The sequence below is a fragment of the Heyndrickxia sp. MSNUG genome, assembly GCF_049532715.1.
Classification (GTDB): domain Bacteria; phylum Bacillota; class Bacilli; order Bacillales; family Cytobacillaceae; genus Mesobacillus.
Map to the genome: position 1 here is coordinate 3,905,139 of NZ_CP150978.1, position 16,808 is coordinate 3,921,946.

The following is a 16,808-nucleotide window of genomic DNA, read 5'->3' on the forward strand; positions in this document are numbered from 1 at the left end:
CCCGGTCAATGATATTCATATTCTATTTTTCGACATAGAAAAAGCTGCCTCATCGAAGGATAAGACAGCCTGATCGTTACTTTATTTTTCGTATGATGGCTCTAACCGGACTTCCATCTGCATCCCCAAGCGGCAGAGGTAAGGCCGCAAGTTCGTATTCACCGGGTTCAATCTGATCAAGCACCAGCCCCTCAAGGATATGGATGCCATGGCGGTTAAGCTCATGATGGGCACTCAGTTCCTTGCTGTCCAACGGATCGACGGATGGCAAATCTAACCCGAGAAGCTGCACACCATGCTCTGCTAGATATGCCGCTAATTCTGGCTCGATATGAGGAATGGATTCAGGGAAAACTGTTTTATCGTTCCAGGAATCTGTTTTTATTAACAAACGCTTTACTCCCTGTAACGGAACATCCTCCACATCCTTTATGCCGATACTTGGCGGCCGCTGCAACTGAATGACCTTCGCCTCTCCGATATATAGGTTGAAATCAAGTTCGATGACTTTTTTTCCATTGCTATCGAAATGGAATGGCGCATCAATATGGGTCCCGGTATGGGTACTCATCGTCACCTGGCCAACATTGACAGAGCCACTTTCCTCCATGCTCCAGCTAACCTCATAATGAAAAGGGGTATCTCCAGGCCAAACAGGAATTTTATTGTTCAAAACTTGTGAAATATCAATCCATGATCCCATCGGGTTTCCTTCTTTCTTTTAGTCTATTTTCATTTTAAATGAACATAGCAAATCCTACAGCTTTGTCCTTAAGCTCCAAAGCTCAGGGAAGAATCTATGGTCCACGACCTTTTTCAGATAGGATACTCCTGCAGATCCGCCTGTTCCCATTTTGTGGCCGATGATTCTTTCCACCGTGCTCATATGGTTAAAACGCCATAGCTGCTGCTGGCTTCCTATATCAACCAGTTTCTCTGCCAGTTCATACAAATCCCAATATTGGTCCACATTACGATATACAGTCAGCCACGCTTCCTCGACACTTGCATTTGGTTCGTATGGTGCGGACCAGTCTCTATTGAGGGCTTCCTCATCAATTGGAAGGCCGCGCATAGCAAGTGCGCTTATGGCCGCATCATAAATGCTGCGTTCATGGAGCGCATTTTCCATTTTTTTGAACAGTTCTGCGTCATGCTTATATACCGTTAACACATGCGCATTCTTTTGTCCTAATGCAAATTCAATCATGCGGTTCTGATAGGACTGGAATCCTGAAGAGTGCCCAAGCTTGTCGCGGAATTCCATGTATTCAGACGGTGTCAAAGTAGATAATACACTCCATGATTGAATCAATTGCTGCTGGATCCTTGACACCCTCGAAAGCATCTTGAAGGATGGCTCCAAATCATTCTTCCGGATGCATTCAATCGCTGCACTTACCTCGTGTAAAATCAGCTTCATCCACAGCTCACTAGCCTGATGGATGATAATGAACAGCATTTCGTCATGGTGGTCCGACAAACGCTGCTGGCTCGACAGAATTTTATCCAGCTGCAAATAGCTGCCATAAGACATCTCTTTTTCAAAATCAGTATGAATTTTCTCTTTTTCAAGTTCGGATTTTTGTTGTTCCTTCATCAATTTACCCCTCCCAATTAAATCACTACTTTTCACTAAGTGGTGGATGTTTCAGTTTATTTTTAGAATAAATCCGCTTACATTATTTTCAGTTTAGTCAAGTTCCATCAAGTGGACCGATCTTCAAGTACATAGAACAAGGAATGATTTCGACCACTCTTGGCAACTAGAGAAATCGTAACAAGAACTAATCCTATCGTCAATAAAAGGTCTATAAATCTAAAAGAAATAATGAACGAATGATAAAAAGGAAAAAACAGCCTTGGTTTTAGTTTCGGAGGCTGTTTTTACAGGGTTGCAAATGTATTTACAGGCAATTTTGGTTAATGTTAAATTTTACGCGAAACGGTAGTAGATTAATAAAAATGCTGCTAGCACAAAAATGAAGTTCAAGAAAACGAAAATGAATTGATCTGTTTTTGTCTTGTGCATTTTAATTGGCGGGTTATAGAATGAAACTCCTTCGATGATAAAGATAATCAGGACAATATGAACCATAAAATGGCCAATGATTTCAGTGAATCCAAAAAGCATCGTTGTTAGGATGAAAATGGTTGTTACGACAAAGCCAAGAACCCTGTTTAGAATCCCTACGACAAGCAGATAACCAACGACGAATTCTACAAAGGCAGCCATTACGATAAAGGCAGCAGGCTCAAACCCAAAGGTAGGCACACCATGATTTGCGACAATATCGAGAGACATCGTTGGATATACCCACTTTTCAACCGCTACCCAGCATAAGGAAAGCCCAGTTCCTAAATATAAGAATGGAAAACCAACCTTCTCGAGCTTCGTATTGCCGACGAGCAATACACCGATGATTGCTACGTAAAAGCCATAATCAAGCATGTGGAAAATTCCTTGATGCATTGTCACATTTGTAAACAAGAACAATAAGATCGCAGCACCGATTTTTGTAGCAATATGGTGCGGAATCGCCAGGAAGCCAATTGTCAGCCAGATAAGAATCGTCATCCATGTTGTTTCCACATGGAATTCCGGTGCAAACAATGTTCCGTTTGATATTTGGATCAATAATGCAGCAGCTGTACCATACTTCAGTAAGTATCTTGAGTACTTTCTGAAACTGGAAAGGAAATCATCCATTTTTTTTATGAGTGGCCACTCGGCCGTTTTTGGGATGATTAATGTAAGTACAGCAAGAACAACGGCGGCCACTAAAGCAAGCCCCATGAATAATGGGGACATGATGTTTTCAATTGTTTCCTTATGAGGGGTAACCTCCGTAAACCATTTAACGTGAGCTTGTGTATAAAAAGGTTTTAAGATTAAACCTAATCCTAGAATAATTTGAAATAATTTTTTCATGATTGCTCCTCCTTGAAAATATAAACACTATCGATATAGTAATAATACAATGGACCTAGATGATTTGGATGATGAAGATTTGAACATTATGTGAATACTTTCACATAATGTAGAGTGATGAATGTTTGTATCACTATTTTACTATTGGGCCAGCCATTGACAGTATTAGTTATTATGGTCACTTTTTCGGATATCAATAGGTTTATGGTTTAGCACTCTCTCACTCGGTTACTCTTTTTTGGCCCCAAGAGTTTTAACTGTTTACCGTTTCAGCAAGGTTTTACTTTTCAGATGATTAATTTGATCTAAGTATTACTGCTTTATCTCCACTCATACCTATCATCTCCGGCATTATGCTTTTTTAATTTCATTTTAGTGGGTATATTGATAGTGAAGGTCCATTTTCTTTGGAAGGACGGTGAATATTCTAATTGAGGCGTTTATTCAATTTAATGGTGATCGGCATAATTGTTTATTTTGCCTGGCCATTTTTAACAAATAATAATGATATTCAAAACGTGGATGATCTGAAGACTGAATTGAACACTTTGAAAGAGAAACCTGAGCTATGGATGGCACTTGATGAAATCAATAAAGGGATCAATCAGTTTTTTGTGAAGCTGGATGAGAAAAAGGAAGAGCTCACCGGGGATGAACAAAATGTATTCCCTAAAGTGCAAAAACCAGATTTGACTCCTCCTGCAGACCAAACCTTTTCTATACACAATGTTGAAATAGCGGAGGCAAAAACAGAGGCAGAGAATCAGTTAGGTACTCCGAAACGGATCTCTGTTAATGAATATGGGACGGAATGGCATGCGTATCATGAAAACTTCCAGAACTTTGTCATGGTTTCTTACGGAAAGGATGGCAATGTTAACGGACTCTTCACAAACCAGGACTTAATCGCTTCTAAAACTGGAGTTAAATTTGGCAGCACGAAAGAAACAGTTAGGAAAGCATTAGGAGAACCGCTGACTGAAATTCGCAAGGGCTTGGTTTTTTACCAATTCCAGAAGGATCAAGATTATGATGTTTATCAGGTTGATGGAAGTTATGTCACCATATTTTATGATAAACACAAAAATAATACGGTGACAGCGGTCCAGATTATCAGCGAGCAATTGGAGAAAAGCAAGGCAGGCTTTTACACGGAAGCTACAGCTCCTCTTAAGGAAGGATTCGAGTATCAGTTGTTTGACCTTACCAATGCCGCAAGGGTCAAAAATGGCCTGGGAGTTCTTTCCTGGGATGATAAGGTGAAGGAAACTGCCCGGAAACATAGTCTGGATATGGCAGAGAATAAATATTTTAGCCACACGAACCTTCAAGGAGAATCACCCTTTGACCGAATGGCTGAGGATCATATCACGTTTTCCGTTGCCGGTGAAAATCTCGCTTATGGACAATTCAGCAGTATTTTCGCTCATGAAGGCCTGATGAATTCATTGGGGCATCGAGAGAATATCTTAAAGGCCGATTTTGAGCTTTTAGGAATCGGTGTGGCATTCGGGCCAAAATATGAGCCCTACTTCACCGAGAATTTTTATACAAAAAGAATGTAGAAAGCCGCTTGATTTTCATCAAGCGGCCTTCTTTATGAATTTATTTTACACGAGGGAAGCCGAAGCCAGATGCATAGTCATCGCCAGCAGCTGCTCCCGTACCTCCTAAAATGTCATTTGCTTTTGCACGGTTTTGAAGCTCTGAGCGAAGCTGTACATTGCTCATGTTCGGATTAGCTGCCCAAATCTTCGCTGCCAGGCCAGAGATATGCGGAGTAGCCATGGAAGTTCCACTGATCGTATTGTACGATCCATCAAACCATGTTGATTCGATTGCTCTTCCTGGAGCAGACAATTCCACATCGCGTTCCTGAATGACATAGTCGCCATCTGTTGCCGGATTTCCGCGGGATGAAAAGTCAGCCACACGGTATGTACCGTTTTGTTGAACGTTTTCAAGGGCTGCGACGGCTACTGCATTCACAAGTGCTCCTGGATAACCGATTGTATTGCTGTTAGGGCCGCTGTTTCCTGCTGCTGCTACTACTAGTACTCCTTTGCCATAAGCGTAATCAACTGCACTGGAAATCAATGAATCCTTGCTGCTTGAACCTAGAGACATTGAAATGACCACCTTTGAACCTGTGCGGGATGCTTCATCAGCTGCATGCTCGATAGCTCCGGCAATATCGTCAGAATAGCCTGATCCTCTGTCGTTCAGCACTTTGTATGCCCATAGTTTTGCTTCCGGAGCAACACCATAAATACCCTGGCCGGTGGTTCCGCCGTGTGCCAATACCGTTCCGGCAACATGAGTACCATGGCCATTTTTATCCGAGCAAGAATTGTTAACGAGTGGTGATTTTCTTTGAGTAAAGTCCTTACACTGCTCTGCACTTCCCGCAAGGTCAGCGTGGTTCGTAAAGACGCCTGTATCAAGTACCGCTACCTTGATGCCATTTCCGCCGGAAGTCGATTGTAAATTACTGTCATTATAGATTGCTTCCATTCCCCAAGGTGTACGATCAGATGGTACAGCTTGAGCTGTGACATCTCCGCCAGGCTTCGCATCAAGCTGGACTTCAGGAACCTGTTCAATTTTTAGATTTTTGTTCTTTAAAAGTGCCTGGTATTGCTTTGAATTAACAGTTGTAGTGAAACCATTTTTTCCAAAATCCCATCTGGCTCCATATTGGTCTTTTGCCTTCGATTTTTCCGCTGCTGGACCTTGGATCCAAACCCTGTAGGAATCCTGAGCATCAGGTTCCTGGCCGAATACCCCTGCCGTGAACATTGATAATCCCATTGACATGCTTAATAGTGCGGCTCCAAATACTTTCCTCTTCTTCATCCAACCACTCCTCTGCATTATATGGTTTTGCAAGTTCTACTAGGCTGCCTCTAAATTATATTTTTAATATTCAGATAACATCAATATGCTAAACTATTCATTTTTAAGTCTTTCGAATCAGGTCTAAAAGCTCAATCCGGAAATTGTCTCATGTTTAATTGCCCATTTTGAAAATTTCCCAATTCCAAAAGCACTAAAAAAGGCGACCGATTATCAATCGGCCACCTTTTTTAAAATTTATTTACTAGTTTTAAATGATCTTTTTATTGGTTTAAATTACAGCAAGTTTGATACCAATGCCTGAAAGCTTAGATAAACAACAGTAAACTGATGGCCATAACCGCCATCCCCGCAATCAATCCATAGATGGCAAGATGCGATTCATCATACCTTTTAGCTGCCGGAAGTAATTCATCAAGAGAAATGAACACCATGATCCCGGCAACTGCTGCAAAAATCACTCCAAACATGATGTCATTCAAGAACGGCATTAAGAACAAATATGCGGCAAGCGCTCCGATTGGTTCTGATAAACCAGACAAGAATGATAGTTTAAAAGCTTTTTTCTTATCGCCTGTTGCAAAATAGACTGGCACAGATACAGCTATGCCCTCAGGTATATTATGAATGGCAATTGCAATCGCTATAGCTACTCCTAAAGCAGGATCCTGAATCGCCGAAGTGAAGGTCGCAATTCCTTCAGGAAAATTATGAATCCCAATCGCTAATGCCGTAAATGTACCCATTTTTAACAACGCTGTATCCTGAACTGCTTTTGCTGGTTGATTCATATCCTCTACCGTTTTGAGTTCATGAGGATTACTCTGTTTAGGAATGAACTTATCAATTAGTGCAATTAAAAGGATACCACCAAAGAAGCCGCCTACGGTCGCCCAGTTTCCCAACTGCATGCCCATCGCATTAACAAGCGCATCTTTTGCTTTTACAAAAATTTCGATCATCGAGACATAGATCATTACCCCTGCTGAAAATCCAAGGGCGATGGACAGGAATTTTGTATTTGTAGTCGATGTAAAAAAGGCTAGTATACTTCCAATTCCTGTTGCAAGGCCTGCAAATAAAGTCAAACCAAATGCAAATAGAATTTCCTCGGTCATTTTATAACACTCCTTTACAGTTATTTTAATTATATTAATTGCCTACCTCTTAAAGAGTTTTCTAAGGTCAACTTTTTAGGTGTGGCAAATCCTTTGGTTAAACAATATATGCACTGGTTTTAAAAATGTTTCCTTAAGTAAACATTTTATACCACAGGAAACTTTACCTGCAAGAAAATTGATGAATTTTTTATTGGAAATCACAAACAAACCGATTTGAAGATAATTTGAAGGACCATTCATCACAGGTTTCTTCGCTTGAATGGTCATTAGAACCTCTATTACGACCATACAACTCAGACTGCTTCGCTTGAACAGTCATTAGGACTGTTATTACGACCATTCATCACAGGTTTCTTTTTTTGAACGGTCTTTAGAGAACCTCTTATTTTTCTTCGCTTGAACGGTTTTATGGACATCTTTTATAGGAAAGGAATTCCTATTTAATTAAAGCACAGATAATCTAGAACAAAGTGGCTAATTCCAGCTGCAGCAAAAAAACTCTGCATTTCTGCAGAGTTTCATTCTGTAGACACACTCGATAAAAGCGAGCTTGTCTACAGTTTTTTCATCTTGGTTGGGAAGTAAAACAGGTCTGTTGATTTCCGTTCCAAGCGCTTCGCTTTCCGCGGGGCTGGCGCTGAGCCTCCTCGTCGCTTTGCTCCTGCGGGGTCTCATCTGCCCAGCTGCGCCCGCAGGAGTCTACGCGCCTTCCACTCCAATCAACAGGTTTTCAATAACCGATTTGTAATCTGTATCTTTGTCGACAAGCTGAAACTCTGCATTTCTGCAGAGTTTTTACCATTATAAATATTTCTTTATCTTGTAATCTGCTTTTTTCTCCTTCAGCCAATTCGGGTATTCTGCCTGGATTTTCTCATCCACTAATTTTTCTTTAATCTCTTTTTTATGATCTTCATATTTTGCAGCTTTTGCTGCTTTTTTATCTGATACCTTAATGATATGGTAGCCGAATTCTGTCTTTACAGGTTCGCTGATTTCATCCACTTTTAGACTGAATGCAGCTTTTTCGAATTCCTTTGCCATTTCTCCTTTTCCGAAATATCCAAGGTCTCCTCCAGCTGCAGCATTGCTTTTGTCAGTGGAATATTTTTTGGCTAGTTCTGCGAAATCCTTGCCGTTATCAAGCTCTTCCTTCACTTTTTTTGCAGCAGCCTCATCTTTGACTAAAATATGGCTTGCCTTGACCTGTTCTTTCTGGTCAAAAGAATCTTTATTTTTCTCAAAATAGGTTTTCATTTCTTCTTCGGTGATCTTAATAGATGGTTCAATCATTTTTTCTGCCAGAAGGTAGTGTTCGATATCGTCTCTCACCTGATCGATTGAAACATTGTTTTGCTGAAGGGCAGAGGCGAAGGCATCTTCTCCACCATAGGAATTTTGCAATTTCGTAAGTTCTTCATCAATTTCAGTTCCGGTCACCTTTACTTTTTGCTTTTCGGATTCCAATTCAATCAATTTATTCGTTATTAATGACTCTAGCGTATCTTTTCCATAAAGATGCGTCATTTTTTGATATAATTCTTCCTTGCTGATTTTTTCCCCATTTACGCTTGCTGCTGTTTCTTTTTTAGCAAATCCTACTGTCACGATAAGGACAATCAATAAAATCAATACAGCAGGGAAAATCATATTTTTATTCAGTATAGATTTAAGCATTTTTACCTCCAATGAGTTTTTTCGAACCTACAGCTTTGAAATTTAATTCTCAGTATTTGCTGTGAGCGTAACCTCAATAGAAATTAGCTTTCCATCACGGTAAATTTTTAATTTTGCTTTGTCACCGCTCTTTAATTGGGTATACATATATCTTCTTAAGTCACTGGCTTTATCTACTTTCTCTCCGTTAATTCCTACTATGACATCCTGTTTCTTAAGTCCCGCTTTTGCTGCGGCTGTATTGGGAGCAATAGTAGTGACCATGGTGCCTGTCTCAACCTTACTCGGAAGGCTCTCGAGGTACATTTCAGGTATTTGTGAAATATCGGCCAGGCTTACACCAAGATAAGGACGATTCACTTTCCCTTTTGCAATCAGCTGGTTGACGATTGGCAAAGCATCCTTGCTTGGAATCGCAAATCCCAGGCCTTCCACTCCGTTTTGAGAAATTTTCAAACTATTGATGCCGATGACTTTGCCCTCGGTATTAATTAATGCCCCGCCGCTGTTTCCAGGATTGATGGCTGCATCTGTTTGGATGACGTTCATCTCCCATTCACCTGCAGAAGTAGGCACTGAAATGGAACGGTCAACTGCACTGACAATACCCTGGGTAACTGTCCGTGATAAATCATGCCCCAACGGATTGCCGATGGCGAGCACCTGATCTCCTGGCCTTAACACCGAAGAATCGCCGAATTCGATTACATCTGCAACATGTTCAGCAGAAATTTTTACGACTGCCAAATCAGTCAATGCATCTGCGCCGACCACTTCAGCGGCTACTTTTTCACCATTATAGAGGGAGACTTCAACTTTGGATGCCCCTTCAATGACATGATTATTGGTTACGATATAAGCGCTGCCGCCTGATTTTTTAAAAATAACCCCAGAGCCAGAGCCGCTTTCCACATCACCCTGGCTGCTTGAAAATGGGCTGTTTTGCTGCTGGAAATTGGTGATGCCGACAATTGATTTCGAAGATGATTCAATAATATCTGCCATTGACACGGTACTTTTTGCAGATGCTTGCGTCGTCACAATATTTGTAGAGTTGTTGCTGTTTAGCCCGTTTGCAGTATTCTCTGCAGGTGCTTGTACCTTATTACCTAAATCTAAATCTGTATAATTGACAGCCGAAAGTGTCAGAGCAGAACCAATCACTCCCGCAGTTACTGTTGATAAAACGCTCTTCCATTTACTCGTTTTTTTCACTGGTTCTGCTTCCGGGTACCGATAACGCTCTTCAAAGTCATTCATGGTTAATCCTCCTTATTTGCTTCATCCCGTTTACTTGTTTTCATCTTAACCAGAATGTATGAACAAATTATTAACAAACTGGGGCAAGGATTTTAAATTAAATGGAAGAATTATGAATGGATATATACACGTTAAGCGAACAAATAAAAAAGCCACAGGCATCGCCTGCAGCTTAATCGATAATGCATTATTAGATTTCAATATCCCTTACTAAGTTAGCCATCTCAATGGCTGCAGTTGCAGCTTCCCAGCCTTTATTTCCGGCTTTAGTACCTGCACGCTCGATCGCCTGCTCGATTGTATCAGTGGTCAGCACTCCAAAAATAACAGGAATGCCTGTATTTAACGCTGTAGAAGATACGCCTTTCGCAGTCTCATTACAAACATAGTCAAAGTGCGGAGTGGATCCGCGAATGACAGTGCCTAATGTAATCACTGCATCATATTTACCGCTTTTTGCAAGTTTTTGCGCGATTAACGGAATTTCAAACGCGCCTGGCACCCATGCTACATCAACGCTATTTTCTTCCACTCCATGCCTTTTTAATGCATCAAGGGCTCCGCCTAATAATTTGCTTGTGATAAATTCATTAAAACGGCCAACGACAATTCCAACCTTTAGTCCAGTACCAACTAAATTTCCTTCGAATGTTCTGTTCATTTCTATTCCTCCAAATTTAAAATTTTAGTAAATGACCTAATTTACTGTGCTTTGTTTTTAAGTAATTTTCATTTTCTTCACGTGTTTCCATCTGAATCGGCACGCGGTCGACAACCTCAAGGTCATATCCCTTCAGCCCTTTTATTTTCCTTGGGTTATTGGTAAGTAGTTTGATTTGCTTGATGCCAAGGTCTTTTAGAATTTGTGCCCCTATTCCATACTCACGCAAATCGGCACCAAATCCAAGTTTTTCATTAGCCTCAACCGTGTCATAACCTTCTTCCTGAAGCTTGTAGGCTCTGAGCTTGTTCATGAGCCCAATGCCTCTTCCTTCCTGGCGCAAGTAAAGCAGGACTCCCCTGCCTTCTTCATTAATTTGCTTCAATGCTGCATGGAGCTGCGGGCCGCAATCACAGCGGTAGGAACCAAACACATCTCCAGTCAGACATTCTGAGTGCACTCTTACTAGTACCGGCTTATCGGGGTAGATTTCCCCTTTTACCAAAGCAATATGTTCTTTATCATCTACTAGATTTGAATAACCAACAGCCTTGAAAATTCCAAATTCAGTAGGAAGATTGATTTCAACTTCTCTCTTGATTAATTGATCTTTCCGGTTCCGGTATTGAATCAAATCTTTAATCGTGATCATTTTTAATTCGAATTGATCGGCGATTTTACGAAGCTCTGGTACTCGTGCCATTGTGCCATCCTCATTCATGATTTCACAGATGACGCCTGCTGGCTTTGCTCCGCACAATTTTGCTAAATCCACTGCTGCTTCTGTATGGCCGGCTCTTCTCAAAACTCCGCCTTTTTTGGCAATTAGCGGGAAGATATGTCCAGGTCTTTTGAAATCAGCACCCTTCGATTCTGGGTCAAGCATGCTTAAAACAGTTGCAGATCGTTCATACGCTGAAATGCCAGTTGTTGAAAACTTATGATCAATGCTTACCGTAAAAGCTGTCCCATGAGGATCCGTGTTACGCGATACCATAGGCATTAATTCCAGCTTTTGAGCCAAATCTGTTTCTATAGGGACACAGATCAATCCTCTTCCGTGTGTAGCCATGAAATTGATGACATCAGGAGTAGCCTTTTCAGCCAATGCGATAAAATCTCCTTCATTTTCACGGTCTTCATCATCACAAACGATGACGACTTTCCCCTGCATAAGCTCATATATCGCTTCTTCGATTGGATCAAACATTTTCATCATCCTCACATAAACCCATTTTCCTCTAAAAATTGGGCAGAAATAGTATTGCCTCGTTTTGGTCTTGCCGCAGCCTGGTTATTCAAAAAGTGCCCTACATACTTTCCAATCATGTCACATTCGATGTTCACAATATCACCCGTACCTTTAAAACCCAAAACTGTCTCGGATAAAGTATGGGGAATCAGTGATAGTGTAAAACTATCCTCCGAAACGCCAAACACCGTCAGGCTTGTCCCATCTACAGCGACAGAGCCTTTTAAAATAATGTATTTGAGGACCTCGGTATCAGCTTCTATTTCGTAATAAACAGCATTTTCAAATTGTTTTTTCCCTTTTATTATACCTACTCCATCAACATGGCCGGCTACAAAATGACCTCCGAATCTGCCGCCTGCAGCCATAGCCCTTTCAAGATTCACTCTCGATCCTCGTTTGACTGTTTTCAAGCTGGTCGCTTTAACTGTTTCAGGCATCACATCGACTGTAAAGCGACTCTTAGAAAAAGAAGTGACGGTAAGACATACTCCATTTACTGCTATGCTGTCACCCAGATGGACATCGGTTAGTACCTTGCTTGCATCGATTGTCAGGACGAATGATTCGCCAGTGTGCTGAATATTAGCAACGGCTCCAATTTCTTCAATGATTCCCGTGAACATATATTTAACCTCCTTCCGAAACAGGCTCCGCAATAATCCTTATATCCTGTCCAATCTTCTTCACATCTTTTATGTCCAAAGAAACGGTGTCCTCCAGATGTGCTATTCCATCCCCGCCAAAGGCTGCAGGAGCTGTTTTCCCTCCAATCAGTTTTGGGGCAATATACGTAACGACTTGCTGAAAAGCATTTTCCTTTAAAAAGCTGCCATGAACCTCAGCGCCGCCTTCAACATAGACAGAAGAGATTCCTCGTTCACCAAGCTTTTTGAGCATATCGAAAATCTGAATCCTTGGTGATTCGAGCGTAATAATTTCAACTCCGTTTTCAGTGAACTTTTTAATTTGATCAGAATCTGCCTCACACCCTGTCACAATAATGGTTTTTGCTTCATTATCGTTGACGACTCTGGATCCAAAGGGAGTTCTCAGGTTCGTGTCGAGAATCACCCTGATTGGGTTCTTGCCTCCCCCTTTAATCCTTGCAGTCAGGCTTGGATTATCCTTGATCACTGTATTGACACCTACCAGAATAGCATCATGAGTATGGCGGAACTGGTGAACATCCTTCCTGGACTCTTCGCTAGTGATCCATTTACTTTCACCAATTGTGGTTGCAGTCTTTCCATCAAGGCTTGTGGCTGTTTTTAAAGTTACATAAGGCAATCCAGTCTTTATGTAATGAAAAAACACCTTATTTAGCGCTTCAGCTTCATCCTTCAATAAACCTGCTTCTACCTCTATTCCAGCTGCCAGCATCTTTTTAATTCCTCCGCCAGCGACAAGCGGATTAGGGTCCATTGAAGCGACAAAGACCTTCTTAATCCCCGATTCAATGACCAAATTGGAACACGGCGGAGTCTTGCCAAAATGACTGCATGGTTCAAGTGTTACATAAAGTGTCGCTCCCAAAGCTTTGTCGCCAGCCATTCGAATAGCATGAACTTCAGCATGCGGTTCCCCAGTCTTTAGGTGTGCCCCCATTCCTACAATCTGATTGTCTTTTACTAACACTGCACCTACATGCGGGTTGGGAGAAGTTTGCCCAGTTGTTGCTTTCGCCAGGTTAATGGCTAATTCCATATAGTCAAGGTCTTTCATGTGGTCGCCCCCTTTCTAAAAATTAAAGGCTGTTTTCGAACCCACTTTTTACTATTGTTCCTTGAGGCTTTTCAGGCCCATTCGCTTGTGAAAAAGGGTTCTGGATGCACATCTTTTCCATTTTTTGTTCTTTTAAATAACCAATAGACTTTATTGACGATCTCATTTTCCAATTTCTGTTCTTTTTAGTATCCAAGAGACCTTATTGGGTACCTATTTTTCCAATTTCTGTTCATTTAGGTATCCAAGAGACCTTATTGGGTACCTATTTTTCCAATTTCTGTTCTTTTAGGTATCCAAGAGGCCTTATTGGATACCTCTTTTTCCAATTTCTGTTCTTTTAGGTATCCAAGAGATCTTATTGGATACCACTTTTTCCAATTTCTGTTCTTTTATGTAACCAAGAGGCTTTATTGGATACCACTTTTCCCAATTTCTGTTCTTTTAGGTATCCAAGAAGTTTTATTGGTGACCTATTTTTCCAATTTCTGTTCTTTTAGTTTTAGGTATCCAAGAGACCCTAAACCTCTCACCTGCTCCGCCAGAGTCGTGCGATTTCCGCTCTAGTCATCTCTCTTTTAATAAAATTCATTTCAAACAACAAAAGAAAGAAACAAAAAGACCCCGAAACATAAGCGTCTCGGGGTCTGAAAAAGGCAACATTGAACTAGAGGGTATATAAATGGGCAGACTTCACCCTATTTTTTAATCCTCGTTTTTTCCCTTCTCCCATCCAGACTTTAACTGTCGGCCCTGGAGTTTCACCAGATCCACCGTTTAACAAATGTTAACCGGGTCACGGACTAAGAAGCATCAGCTTCATCACCGCCGGTTGGGAATTTCACCCGACCCCGAAGGAATATTTAATTATTACCGCCATTATACAGTACAAAAATTCAAATTACGAATAAATAACATTTAGCTATTTTTTCATCAATTTCTCGATTGTCGTCAGCAACTCATCTATGACTTCATTGTCGCCTTCCTGGATGCGCTCGACAATACAGGATTTCATATGGCCTTCCAAAAGGAGCTTGGCTACACTGTTCAATGCTGCTTGTGTGGCGGATATTTGGGTGATCACATCATCACAATACGTATCTTTTTCAATCAGTCCCTTGATACCGCGAATCTGTCCTTCGATCCGATTCAATCTGGTGACAAGGTTCTTTTTTGTTTTATCAGAGTGATGGCTCTTCCGCTCAGAAGAACAGCAGCTGTCCTCACATTCAGATGGGTCCATTCCTGTTTCAAGGATATCCAATCGAAAACCCCCTTTATTTTTATCTTAATCTTATCATACCCCCACACAGTACTTCTCTTGACATTCTCCCCCACCTAAAATTCTAATGAATTTTTAAGGAAGGGGATTCTAACGGAGAAAGACTGAGAAAAACTCAGAATTACCGCTAGATGATTACCGTTACCTCTTCTCAGTCCCATTATCCGTTAAGAACAAAGAACGGGTAGAGCGTCATTAGCTAGGTGTACAGCGCAGTCAGGCGCCTTACGAAACGCATGAAACGATTCGTAACGGTATTTAGGCCGCAGTTAAATTTTCATTTATAGATGGTCTTGTGGAAATCACAAAGCTGGCGTTTACGTCAGCATTTTTCTTATATCCGCAAGAGCATGAGTATAGAGAACCTCTACGGTTCATTTTCTTTGTATTTCCGCATTTTGAACATTCTTGACTAGTCTTGAATGGATTTACTTTTTGCACAACAAGCTCGGCTAGCTGTGCTTTATAAGTAAGTTTTAATTCCAGGTCAAAGAAAGCCCAAGAGTTAATGTTTCGGTCGGCACTCTTCCAAAACTTTTTCATCGAGCGAATGTTGGATAGGTCTTCAATTTTAATAATGGATGCCCCACATTTTTGCGCGAATTCAACAATTTGTTTCGAAATCACATGGTTCCAATTTTGGATAATTCGCTGTTCTTTGTTTTCTAATCGTTTAAGAGCTTTCAAATTCCTATTCTTCATAAGAATTCGTCTTAATCGAGAAAACTTTCTGCGAATATGTCCAATATTTTTTCCGTCAAAATGAAGGTAATCGCCAGTTTCACTATCTCCAGCGACAGCAATGTATTTTAATCCACGGTCTACACCAATAGCTTTTGAATGTAGAACTTCGTTCTGCGATACAAAAGAAATGACGAAAGAAAAGAACCACTTTCCATTTTTGAAGAATAAGTGACCGTTGCTTTTCCTTGGTTTGGAGATAGTTTCATAAGATTTATTAAAGAATTTTGATTTCTTATCCATTTCTCCATGTAAAAGAAAATTCACCCAAAATAGGCTATAATTATTTGTTTTTAAAGGTACATACTTATCAACCGTTAAGTTGCCTTCTTCTAAAGTTGGAATGCCCAATTTTAGAAACCCATTATCAAAACGAAGTCTCCAATTTTGATTATTAAATGGAATGGAAATTTTCTTTTTAAAACGTGGAAAACCTTTGGTTTTCTTGTTTTTGTTCCAATCCTGATAACGAGAAACCGCTAGTTTTCTAGCTTCTTGAACTAAAGTAGAAGGCAACAGAAAATGACCCAATTGTTTATCGATTTCTGAAGCCTTCATTTTTGAATCGTCTTTTTTCAATTGTATAGCTTGATTACATGCATCAGAAAAGTTAGAACGCATGGTTTCATACATTTCTTTTTTCACATTGGTTGGTTCAAACAAAGGAATTTTAATCGTTAACGTTGGCATTTTCGTCACCTCAATCTATTTTTGATAAGTATATTTTACCAAACAGAACACCAGTTTGTCTTTTGTAAGCTCTTTTTTTAGTAGCAAAAAAACAAGAAAGAAGCGATTCATCTCCCACCTACAGGCTAACGCATTTTGAGGAAGGAGTCTTCTCTCCAGAAATTATAATATCTCATCTGCCAAAAAATCTATTTTAAATTGGAAATTTCACAAACCATTTTCGTTGCTTGAAAGGATTTCTAACTTTTGCGACCGAACTTGTTAAAGTAGTTTTGGAAAACAGCCTTGCAAAAAAAATAAACACCCCCATACAGGAGTGTTACTATATCTGGCTGTTCTCTTGTTCAGTCTGAGTAGACTGCATAAGTTCTCTGGAAATGCCTGCTGCGAATAGACACCCCAGAAGCAGGGCCAAAGAACCGTACAGAGGATCGGTGACCTTTGAAAAAATTAAATGGACATAGAAGTAAAATCCTGTTCCGATGGCTACAATGAGTAAGACATTCCACATGAATCGGTTCATTTTTTTCCCTCCTAAACCTTATATTAATGAAAAGATTATCATAGACTTTACTAGTTGTTTATTGGGAAAATTCTTGTCGAAATACTGG

Annotated in this window: 15 protein-coding genes and 1 riboswitch; of the genes, 1 reads left to right on the forward strand and 14 read right to left on the reverse strand. The window is 40.5% G+C overall.

Going from position 1 to position 16,808, the window contains the following annotated elements; all coding sequences use genetic code 11:
- Positions 1 to 76: 76 nt before the first annotated feature.
- The 3 genes from kynB to AABM38_RS19640 all read right to left on the reverse strand — a co-directional run bounded on the left by kynB (position 77) and on the right by AABM38_RS19640 (position 2,932).
- Positions 77 to 703, reverse strand: a complete 627-nt coding sequence (gene kynB, locus AABM38_RS19630) for an arylformamidase (RefSeq protein ID WP_423407877.1) — start codon at positions 701 to 703, stop codon at positions 77 to 79.
- A 54-nt stretch (positions 704 to 757) separates the two neighbouring features.
- Entirely contained in the window at positions 758 to 1,600 is an 843-nt protein-coding gene (gene kynA / locus AABM38_RS19635) for a tryptophan 2,3-dioxygenase (protein WP_423407878.1), read from the reverse strand.
- Between the two features lie 336 nt (positions 1,601 to 1,936).
- Positions 1,937 to 2,932: a hypothetical protein gene (locus AABM38_RS19640; protein WP_423407879.1), complete on the reverse strand. Its 996-nt coding sequence runs from the start codon at positions 2,930 to 2,932 to the stop codon at positions 1,937 to 1,939.
- A 431-nt stretch (positions 2,933 to 3,363) separates the two neighbouring features.
- On the opposite strand from AABM38_RS19640, the gene AABM38_RS19645 reads away from it, so the two are divergent.
- Positions 3,364 to 4,497, forward strand: coding sequence for a CAP domain-containing protein (locus AABM38_RS19645; protein ID WP_423407880.1), 1,134 nt, complete (start codon positions 3,364 to 3,366; stop codon positions 4,495 to 4,497).
- Between the two features lie 40 nt (positions 4,498 to 4,537).
- On the opposite strand, the gene AABM38_RS19650 is transcribed toward AABM38_RS19645, so the two are convergent.
- The 11 genes from AABM38_RS19650 to AABM38_RS19700 all read right to left on the reverse strand — a co-directional run bounded on the left by AABM38_RS19650 (position 4,538) and on the right by AABM38_RS19700 (position 16,720).
- Positions 4,538 to 5,788, reverse strand: coding sequence for a S8 family serine peptidase (locus AABM38_RS19650; RefSeq protein ID WP_423407881.1), 1,251 nt, complete (start codon positions 5,786 to 5,788; stop codon positions 4,538 to 4,540).
- Between the two features lie 308 nt (positions 5,789 to 6,096).
- Positions 6,097 to 6,906 (reverse strand): zinc transporter ZupT, encoded by an 810-nt coding sequence (gene zupT, locus AABM38_RS19655; protein ID WP_423407882.1) that lies wholly within the window; start codon positions 6,904 to 6,906, stop codon positions 6,097 to 6,099.
- Between the two features lie 804 nt (positions 6,907 to 7,710).
- Complete coding sequence (locus AABM38_RS19660) at positions 7,711 to 8,586, reverse strand: peptidylprolyl isomerase (RefSeq protein WP_423407883.1); 876 nt, start codon at positions 8,584 to 8,586, stop codon at positions 7,711 to 7,713.
- 42 nt (positions 8,587 to 8,628) lie between these two features.
- Positions 8,629 to 9,846 carry a S1C family serine protease gene (locus AABM38_RS19665; RefSeq protein WP_423407884.1) on the reverse strand — a complete coding sequence of 406 codons (1,218 nt, stop codon included), beginning with the start codon at positions 9,844 to 9,846 and terminating at the stop codon, positions 8,629 to 8,631.
- 190 nt (positions 9,847 to 10,036) lie between these two features.
- Entirely contained in the window at positions 10,037 to 10,507 is a 471-nt protein-coding gene (gene ribE, locus AABM38_RS19670) for a 6,7-dimethyl-8-ribityllumazine synthase (RefSeq protein ID WP_423407885.1), read from the reverse strand.
- 16 nt (positions 10,508 to 10,523) lie between these two features.
- Complete coding sequence (locus AABM38_RS19675; protein ID WP_423407886.1) at positions 10,524 to 11,717, reverse strand: bifunctional 3,4-dihydroxy-2-butanone-4-phosphate synthase/GTP cyclohydrolase II; 1,194 nt, start codon at positions 11,715 to 11,717, stop codon at positions 10,524 to 10,526.
- An 11-nt stretch (positions 11,718 to 11,728) separates the two neighbouring features.
- Positions 11,729 to 12,385 carry a riboflavin synthase gene (ribE, locus tag AABM38_RS19680; protein WP_423407887.1) on the reverse strand — a complete coding sequence of 219 codons (657 nt, stop codon included), beginning with the start codon at positions 12,383 to 12,385 and terminating at the stop codon, positions 11,729 to 11,731.
- Between the two features lie 4 nt (positions 12,386 to 12,389).
- Entirely contained in the window at positions 12,390 to 13,484 is a 1,095-nt protein-coding gene (gene ribD, locus AABM38_RS19685; protein ID WP_423407888.1) for a bifunctional diaminohydroxyphosphoribosylaminopyrimidine deaminase/5-amino-6-(5-phosphoribosylamino)uracil reductase RibD, read from the reverse strand.
- 717 nt (positions 13,485 to 14,201) lie between these two features.
- Positions 14,202 to 14,347: riboswitch (FMN riboswitch) on the reverse strand.
- A gap of 59 nt (positions 14,348 to 14,406) precedes the next feature.
- Positions 14,407 to 14,727 (reverse strand): metal-sensitive transcriptional regulator, encoded by a 321-nt coding sequence (locus tag AABM38_RS19690; protein ID WP_335432303.1) that lies wholly within the window; start codon positions 14,725 to 14,727, stop codon positions 14,407 to 14,409.
- A 297-nt stretch (positions 14,728 to 15,024) separates the two neighbouring features.
- On the reverse strand, positions 15,025 to 16,197 hold the full coding sequence (locus AABM38_RS19695; protein ID WP_423407889.1) for an RNA-guided endonuclease InsQ/TnpB family protein: 1,173 nt from the start codon (positions 16,195 to 16,197) through the stop codon (positions 15,025 to 15,027).
- 322 nt (positions 16,198 to 16,519) lie between these two features.
- Positions 16,520 to 16,720: a hypothetical protein gene (locus AABM38_RS19700; protein WP_423407890.1), complete on the reverse strand. Its 201-nt coding sequence runs from the start codon at positions 16,718 to 16,720 to the stop codon at positions 16,520 to 16,522.
- Between the last annotated feature and the right edge of the window lie 88 nt (positions 16,721 to 16,808).

Coding starts and splice junctions, on each gene's coding strand:
- ribE (WP_423407887.1), bottom strand. CDS start 12,385: ATGTTCACGGGAATCATTGAAGAAATTGGAGCCGTTGCTAATATTCAG.
- AABM38_RS19700 (WP_423407890.1), bottom strand. CDS start 16,720: ATGAACCGATTCATGTGGAATGTCTTACTCATTGTAGCCATCGGAACA.
- ribE (WP_423407885.1), bottom strand. CDS start 10,507: ATGAACAGAACATTCGAAGGAAATTTAGTTGGTACTGGACTAAAGGTT.
- AABM38_RS19675 (WP_423407886.1), bottom strand. CDS start 11,717: ATGTTTGATCCAATCGAAGAAGCGATATATGAGCTTATGCAGGGGAAA.
- ribD (WP_423407888.1), bottom strand. CDS start 13,484: ATGAAAGACCTTGACTATATGGAATTAGCCATTAACCTGGCGAAAGCA.
- AABM38_RS19690 (WP_335432303.1), bottom strand. CDS start 14,727: ATGGACCCATCTGAATGTGAGGACAGCTGCTGTTCTTCTGAGCGGAAG.
- AABM38_RS19640 (WP_423407879.1), bottom strand. CDS start 2,932: ATGAAAAAATTATTTCAAATTATTCTAGGATTAGGTTTAATCTTAAAA.
- kynA (WP_423407878.1), bottom strand. CDS start 1,600: ATGAAGGAACAACAAAAATCCGAACTTGAAAAAGAGAAAATTCATACT.
- kynB (WP_423407877.1), bottom strand. CDS start 703: ATGGGATCATGGATTGATATTTCACAAGTTTTGAACAATAAAATTCCT.
- AABM38_RS19695 (WP_423407889.1), bottom strand. CDS start 16,197: ATGCCAACGTTAACGATTAAAATTCCTTTGTTTGAACCAACCAATGTG.
- AABM38_RS19660 (WP_423407883.1), bottom strand. CDS start 8,586: ATGCTTAAATCTATACTGAATAAAAATATGATTTTCCCTGCTGTATTG.
- AABM38_RS19650 (WP_423407881.1), bottom strand. CDS start 5,788: ATGAAGAAGAGGAAAGTATTTGGAGCCGCACTATTAAGCATGTCAATG.
- zupT (WP_423407882.1), bottom strand. CDS start 6,906: ATGACCGAGGAAATTCTATTTGCATTTGGTTTGACTTTATTTGCAGGC.
- AABM38_RS19665 (WP_423407884.1), bottom strand. CDS start 9,846: ATGAATGACTTTGAAGAGCGTTATCGGTACCCGGAAGCAGAACCAGTG.